This is a genomic window from Candidatus Magnetominusculus dajiuhuensis (assembly GCF_046044395.1).
In the GTDB taxonomy this organism is placed as follows: domain Bacteria; phylum Nitrospirota; class Thermodesulfovibrionia; order Thermodesulfovibrionales; family Magnetobacteriaceae; genus Magnetominusculus; species Magnetominusculus dajiuhuensis.
Genome location: NZ_JBJUSG010000165.1, coordinates 1 through 6,590, shown reverse-complemented (window position 1 = coordinate 6,590; position 6,590 = coordinate 1). Strand labels below are relative to the sequence as shown.

Here is a 6,590-nt window from a genome sequence, read left to right as displayed (position 1 = left end):
GGATGGCAACAAACTAAGCAACTACCGCTTACTTATGATGGAGAACAAATTTACCGTGACAAAAATATATTTCCCCTTGACAATCCAGATGTGTATATGGTATATCCTACTGTGGCCTGATTATATCAATCCAGACGTGAAAACAAGGGGATATTTGCGGTGGGCAATAGCGTTATTGATTATGGCAGTCTTAATGAGGAGGATTCAATCATGTGTAGTGGAAATATAGTAAGAAGAGTGGTCTTTTTTGTCGTTTTTTTTATAAGTGTCCTTTGTGTCAGCGCTTATGCGTTAGCGGCTGTGTCTGTGTCGGCGGGTGGATATCACAGCGCAGGCATAAAAAGTGACAGCACTCTTTGGACTTGGGGTTATAATGGTTATGGCGAATTGGGAGATAACAACACACTGTACTACGCCGTGTTCCCGGAGCAGATAGGGACATCTGCCTGGGCCTCCGTAGCGACAGGTTATTATCACACGTTAGGGATAAAAAGTGATGGCACTCTTTGGGCTTGGGGTTATGATTACTATGGCCAGGTAGGAGACAATTCAACTTCGTCCTACGTCTACTCGCCCAAGCAGATAGGGACTTCTAAGTGGTCGTCCATAACCGCGGGCGTGTATCACACGTTAGGGATAAAAAGCGACGGCACTCTTTGGGCTTGGGGTTATAATTACTATGGCCAATTAGGAGATGGCACATATACCTCTCGCTACTCGCCAGTTCAGATAGGGACTTCTGCAAATTGGGTATCCGTAACCGCGGGTTATTATCACTCATTAGGGATAAAAAGTGACGGCACTCTCTGGGCCTGGGGTTATAACGGCTATGGGCAGTTAGGAGACAATAATACATCAACGTACTATGTCACCTCACCTGAACAGATAGGGACTTCTCAGTGGTCGTCCATATCCGCCGGAGGCTATCACACATTAGGGTTAAAGAGTGACGGCACTCTCTGGGCCTGGGGTTATGACTACTACGGCCAGGTAGGAGACAATTCAACTTTGTCCTATGTCTACTCACCTAAGCAGATAGGGACTTCTAAGTGGTCATCCATATCAGCGGGAGACTATCACACATTAGGGATAAAAAGTGACGGCACTCTCTGGGCCTGGGGTTATGGCAGTTACGGTCAATTAGGAGACAATAATACAACAGCGTACGCTGTCAACTCACCTGAGCAGATAGGGACTTCCGCATGGGCATCCGTATCCGCTGGCAGTTATCACTCGTTAGGGGTACAAAGTGACGGCACACTCTGGGCTTGGGGCTATAATGGCGAAGGCCAATTAGGAGACGGCACATATACCACGCGCTTTTCGCCGGTGCAGGTAGGGGTTTGGAAAGCGGCGGGAACGACTACGACGATTAACTCGTCCCTGAACCCCTCGACATACGGGGCGTCGGTGACATTCATAGCATCAGTTTACGGCTCTTTGCCCACCGGCCCTCCACCAACGGGAACTATCACATTTATGGACAATGCCACGGTTCTGTCCACAGTTGCGCTTAACAGCAGCGCGCAGGCTGCCTATACGACGTCAGCACTGACCACCGGCAGACATCCAATTACGGCGATTTATAGCGGCGACACAGTGAATCCGGCTTCTACTTCGATTGCCCTTGTTCAGACTGTCCTAAATGGCGCGACACAAACGGTCGTTACCTCGTCCCTGAATCCATCAACGTACGGCGCGGCGGTGACGTTTACCGCAACCGTTACCGGCTCTTCACCCACAGGCACCGTAGTCTTTGCGGACGGTACGACAGTCCTTTCCGCTGTTACGCTTAACAGCAGTGCAAAGGCCACCTACACAACGTCAACACTGTCTGTCGGCACGCATTCAATTGTGGCGGGGTATCTCGGCGACGCGGCAAATCCGTCTTCTCTTTCGGCGGCCCTTGTTCAGACTGTCACAGGTGGCACGTCGCAAACGGTCGTTACCTCATCCCTGAATCCATCAACGTACGGTGCGGCGGTGACGTTTACCGCAACCGTTACCGGCTCTTCACCTACGGGTACTGTTGCCTTTGCGGATGGCACTACAATCCTTTCCACTGTTACGCTTAACAGCAGTGGGCAGGCCTCCTATACAACGTCAACACTGTCTGTTGGCACGCATTCAATTGTGGCGGGTTACAGCGGAGACGCGGCAAATCCGTCTTCTCTTTCGGCGGCCCTTGTTCAGACTGTCACAAATAGCTCGACACAAACGGCTTCTGTTGCAATATCAGGCGGCGGTTCGGTGCTGGTTTATGACGACAGTTTTAACCTGCAAACTACCCTGACTCAGTCCGGCAGTCTGTCCGTGCCTTATGGAGCGACGAGATTATTCTACTTCTTGCCTAAGTCCGGCAGTGTGCTTTCACAACTGTCGGTAGGCGGAAGGTCAATGGCGCCTGTCAGTGTTATCAGGGCCATCATGACTCAGGATTACTCTATCAGCGCCGTCTATTCGCCATAAGAGATTGTTACTGTCTTGCTAACAGTTCAACATACAGTGAGACAATCGTATCTATCATCTTATCCTGTGAAAAAAACGACTGGTATCTTTTGCGGCAGTTACCTGAGAAAAAGTGGTAAAGCCGTTCATCGGTGGAGATGGTCTGTATTGCCTCTGCGAGTTGCCCGGCATTCCCCGGGTTTACGACAAGCCCCGTGAGGCCATCTTGATTTACCCAGCTCACACCTGTTGGTATGTTTGTAGTGACGAGGGGTTTTCCAAAGGACATTGCCTCAACTAACGCAATCCCGAAGGCCTCGGAGCGCTCCGTCGAGGGAAGGCAGAATATGTCGCACGCCTCGTAGTAGGAACCCATGTCCGTATTGTTAATATGGCCGTGCAAAAACACCTTGTCAGCAAGCCTGTTGATGTCAATAGATTTTCTTAGTCTATTTAAAAGTGGCCCGTCTCCCCCTATGACAACGGCATAGTCGTTGGAGAGAGACCTTGCTGCCTCAATTAAATGGTCAAATCCCTTGTAATATACAAGTCTGCCGAGGGAATAGATAATTATTTTCCCCTTGTAAAGGTGTCTTATTGCGGCAACCGTGTCTTCATTCACCGTAAGTTCAGATGTCCTTATCCCATATGGAATTATTACGGTCTTATTGAAAAAGCCCCTCAGGTACTCAGAAGTCCTGACATAGGCTTCGCTTGAGGCAATAATCGCGTCCGCGCGGTTTAGGAGCCAGTTAATCAGAAATTGAAGGGGTTTTGCCAGATGCCGCTGTCTTATTATATCGCTGTGCCAGTGTACGACAACTATGCCTTTGGGCCTGGCAAGAAAAACTGCCGCCACTGCCAGCGGGTCCGGAAAGTGTACGTGAACTATGTCGTAATTGTCCTTTATCCTAAGATATTTGTTTATGAGCTGGGGGGAAATGGATAAAGAGAATATTTTCCCTAAGGATTTTGTCCTGTATATTTTATATTGGCCGATGGTTTGCTCGTGGTAAGTATTTTCGTCGTTAGACCCTAAGACGTCACACCTGATGTTACAAGCGTTTAGGCCCTCCGTAATATTTAAAATGGCTGTCTCGATTCCCCCCTTAATGGGTGGATAGGATTTGCCGAGTTGCAGGACTTTCATCCGCACTCCTCAATTATTTTGAGACAGGCGGCGGCAGATTCTCTCCAACTGAACTGAGCCGCCCTCATGGTGGCCTTTTCCACGAGGTTTTGCCTTAGTCCCGCGTCTTCAACCATGACTTTTAAACCGTTGGCGATGCTGTCAACATCATAGGGGTTGACATAGTAAGCGGCGTCAGAACATACCTCCGGCATGGAGGAAGTGTTTGACGCCATAACCGGACATCCGCAGACAAAGGCCTCAAGCAGAGGTATCCCAAACCCCTCATAAAGAGATGGATATGCGAAAAACAACGAATTACTATACAGGGCGGCAAGTTGCTCATCGGTAACATAGTTGAAGAGATGGATGTTGTCATCAATCATCTTTCCTATTAAATCACTATGGCTGCCCGGATATACACTGCTTGTGTTACCCACGACGACTAATTTAATGCCGTTGAAGCGGCACTCCTTAAAGGCACGGATAAGGTTGTAAAGATTCTTCCTTGGATTCAGGGAAGATACCGCGAGGATATAGTCCCCCAACGGCTCCGCAAAACCTTCTTTGGCCTTTTTCTCTGAAAAACCCTCTGAGACGGCACCGCCGATGACTGTTATCCTGTTTTCTGGTATATTCAAATGCCTTATAATCTCACCCTTAGAAAACCAGCTTGAAGTAATGATTTTCAGTGCCCTCTGCGCAAGCCTTGGCACGAGGGCGCTGTACAGGCGGCGCACGCCCCTTGAGTACCACTCAGGGTTTATTAAGAAGGAAATATCGTGGAGTGTTAACACAAAGCGTTTGTAAAAAAAAGGCGATGTCTGTGTGAGATTAAATAACAGGGGATTGCCATTTGTCTTTAAATAGCTGAGCAGGTCGAGCTGCTCCCATAGGTGGCCTTTCAGGCTTCCATATTGCCGCACGTTTAAGCCGGATGTTTTTATCGGCCCTGAGGGGCTTACAAAGGTTATGTCCCTTCCGCTGAGGTGCCTTGATATTTCAAGGGCGTATCTTTGCACTCCGGTAAAAGGCTGCGTAAGAAACCTCGCATTTATCACCACATCACTGGCCATTTATACACTTCCCTCATAGTGGGTCTGCTGAACACACTGTGTCAACCCTGGTATTACCCTGCCGAATAGTAACCTTCCCCCAAAGAAAATAGCAAGCCGCGAGGTGTTCTGGTTGATTTTGAGATATTACAAATTATACAATAGTGTGATTATAGTTACTGACTTAGTATGATTAATATGTTATGATGGCCCTGTTCAGAATGATTATGGTAAAAGCTGCTGATACCCGCGTAGAGGTGGGTAATAAATCTAAGTTAATCTGAGGAGGTAAAGGGTCGGGAGTTTCAGGGAGGTTGGTGGAGCGCTAAAAATTAAGACTATCTTTAAGGAGGAGAGTATGAACAAGAGGTTTGTTTTTGTACTGGTGTTGATGTTGGTTGTGGCAACGTCCGCCTATGCGGAACTGAAGTTGGAGATACCAAAGGAACTGTCCAAAGAGAGCCAGGCGTGTGTGGGGTGCCACCAGGGCACGACAACCAGCATATACCAGCAGTGGGGCAAGAGTAAGCATTTCAGGGCAAATGTAGGTTGTTACGAGTGTCATATGAAAAAGAAGGGGGACCCGGGGGCGTTTGAGCACAACGGCGCAACCATATCGGTAATCGTCTCCCCCAAGGACTGTAGCAAGTGCCATACCAAAGAGTTTGATGAGTTTGAAAATTCACATCATTCAAAGGCTGCGCATATAATTGGTTCTATGGATAATATAATAGCGGATGTAGCCGAGGGTAATATGGGAATGAAGACAGAGGCGTTCCCTAAGGGGGTATCGGCGGCGGCTGTAAACGGTTGCTGGCAGTGTCACGGTACTACGGTTAAAGTAAACAAAGACGGCAAGCTCGACCCTGCAACATGGCCAAACACAGGTATGGGCAGGATTAACCCTGACGGTTCGGAGGGAAGTTGTTCGGCATGTCATCAGCGCCACGACTTTTCCGTAGCACAGGCACGTCAGCCTGAAAACTGCGGTAAATGCCACATGGGGCCTGACCATCCTCAGATAGAGATTTATAATGAGTCCAAGCACGGTATCAATTACTATGCCAATAAGGACAAGATGAATCTGGATTCGAATAAGTGGGTGTTGGGAGAGGATTACTCTACCGCTCCAACTTGTGCCACCTGCCACATGTCTGCAACAAAAGACATGCCTGTAACACACAATGTCGGCTTACGCATAAAGTGGAACAATCGCCCGGCACAGTTGAAGCAGGCGCATGAAACGGATTTGGTGTGGGGACTTCCATCTGGCAAGGTTACTGGAGATATGCGCCGGGCCAACATGAAAAAAGTCTGCGTGTCATGTCACAATGTGAATTTCACAGACGCGTTTTTCATTCAGTATGAGGCCGAGATGCAGTTATACAGCGAGAAGTGGGCAATACCTGGCGAGAAATTGTTTAAGAAGGCCACCGAGGTACTGAAAGCGGTAAAAGGCAAAGAGTATGCCAACATGTCTAATAAGATAGATTACACATGGTTTGAGATCTGGCATCACGAGGGCAGAAGAGCGCGCCACGGGGCCTCTATGCAAGCGCCCGATTATACCCAGTGGCATGGCAACTATGAGATAGCGAAGCACTGGTACGGCGAATATGTGCCTGAGCTTAAAGAGATCATAGAGATGGGCAAGAAGAGCGCTAACAAGGATGCTAATATGAAGGCAGAAGAGCTTGAAAAGCTGCTTCACGAGGTCCAAGCCTCCGACAATCACAGATGGTCGGTTGGAAATGAAGACCCTGCCGTTACGGCCACGAGGTTGAAAGCAAAAGAAGACTTCGATAAGCGCTACAAATAGGCTGTAAGCATCAATTGATATTGCAATAAGGAAGGAACCCGGCTTACGGTTTCCTTCCTTTTGCTTTTTTTTGTAATCAGGGCTTAACTGTAATACCAAAATAGAAATGTCCTATTCTACCAAAGTAGAAATGTCCTAA

4 protein-coding genes are annotated in these 6,590 nt (G+C 48.2%); 2 read left to right on the top strand and 2 right to left on the bottom strand.

The genetic code is table 11. The features are described from left to right. Nucleotides 1–210 precede the first annotated feature (210 nt). Nucleotides 211–2,469, top strand: coding sequence for an RCC1 domain-containing protein (locus AB7D94_RS15835; protein WP_420266971.1), 2,259 nt, complete (start codon nt 211–213; stop codon nt 2,467–2,469). A 7-nt stretch (nt 2,470–2,476) separates the two neighbouring features. Here AB7D94_RS15835 and AB7D94_RS15830 read toward each other — a convergent pair whose 3' ends face one another. Then, the gene (locus AB7D94_RS15830; RefSeq protein ID WP_420266970.1) at nt 2,477–3,598 is read right to left on the bottom strand and encodes a glycosyltransferase; all 1,122 of its coding nucleotides are present in this window, start codon (nt 3,596–3,598) and stop codon (nt 2,477–2,479) included. Beyond that, nucleotides 3,595–4,653 carry a glycosyltransferase family 4 protein gene (locus AB7D94_RS15825; protein ID WP_420266969.1) on the bottom strand — a complete coding sequence of 353 codons (1,059 nt, stop codon included), beginning with the start codon at nt 4,651–4,653 and terminating at the stop codon, nt 3,595–3,597. Before AB7D94_RS15825 ends, AB7D94_RS15830 begins: the two co-directional genes overlap by 4 nt. Before the next feature lie 337 nt (nt 4,654–4,990). On the opposite strand from AB7D94_RS15825, the gene AB7D94_RS15820 reads away from it, so the two are divergent. Further along, nucleotides 4,991–6,451: a multiheme c-type cytochrome gene (locus AB7D94_RS15820; RefSeq protein ID WP_420266968.1), complete on the top strand. Its 1,461-nt coding sequence runs from the start codon at nt 4,991–4,993 to the stop codon at nt 6,449–6,451. Nucleotides 6,452–6,590 lie beyond the last annotated feature (139 nt).

Bases quoted from the DNA above. Each gene is read 5' to 3' on its own strand.
- AB7D94_RS15835 (WP_420266971.1), top strand. From the start codon at position 211: ATGTGTAGTGGAAATATAGTAAGAAGAGTGGTCTTTTTTGTCGTTTTT.
- AB7D94_RS15830 (WP_420266970.1), bottom strand. From the start codon at position 3,598: ATGAAAGTCCTGCAACTCGGCAAATCCTATCCACCCATTAAGGGGGGA.
- AB7D94_RS15825 (WP_420266969.1), bottom strand. From the start codon at position 4,653: ATGGCCAGTGATGTGGTGATAAATGCGAGGTTTCTTACGCAGCCTTTT.
- AB7D94_RS15820 (WP_420266968.1), top strand. From the start codon at position 4,991: ATGAACAAGAGGTTTGTTTTTGTACTGGTGTTGATGTTGGTTGTGGCA.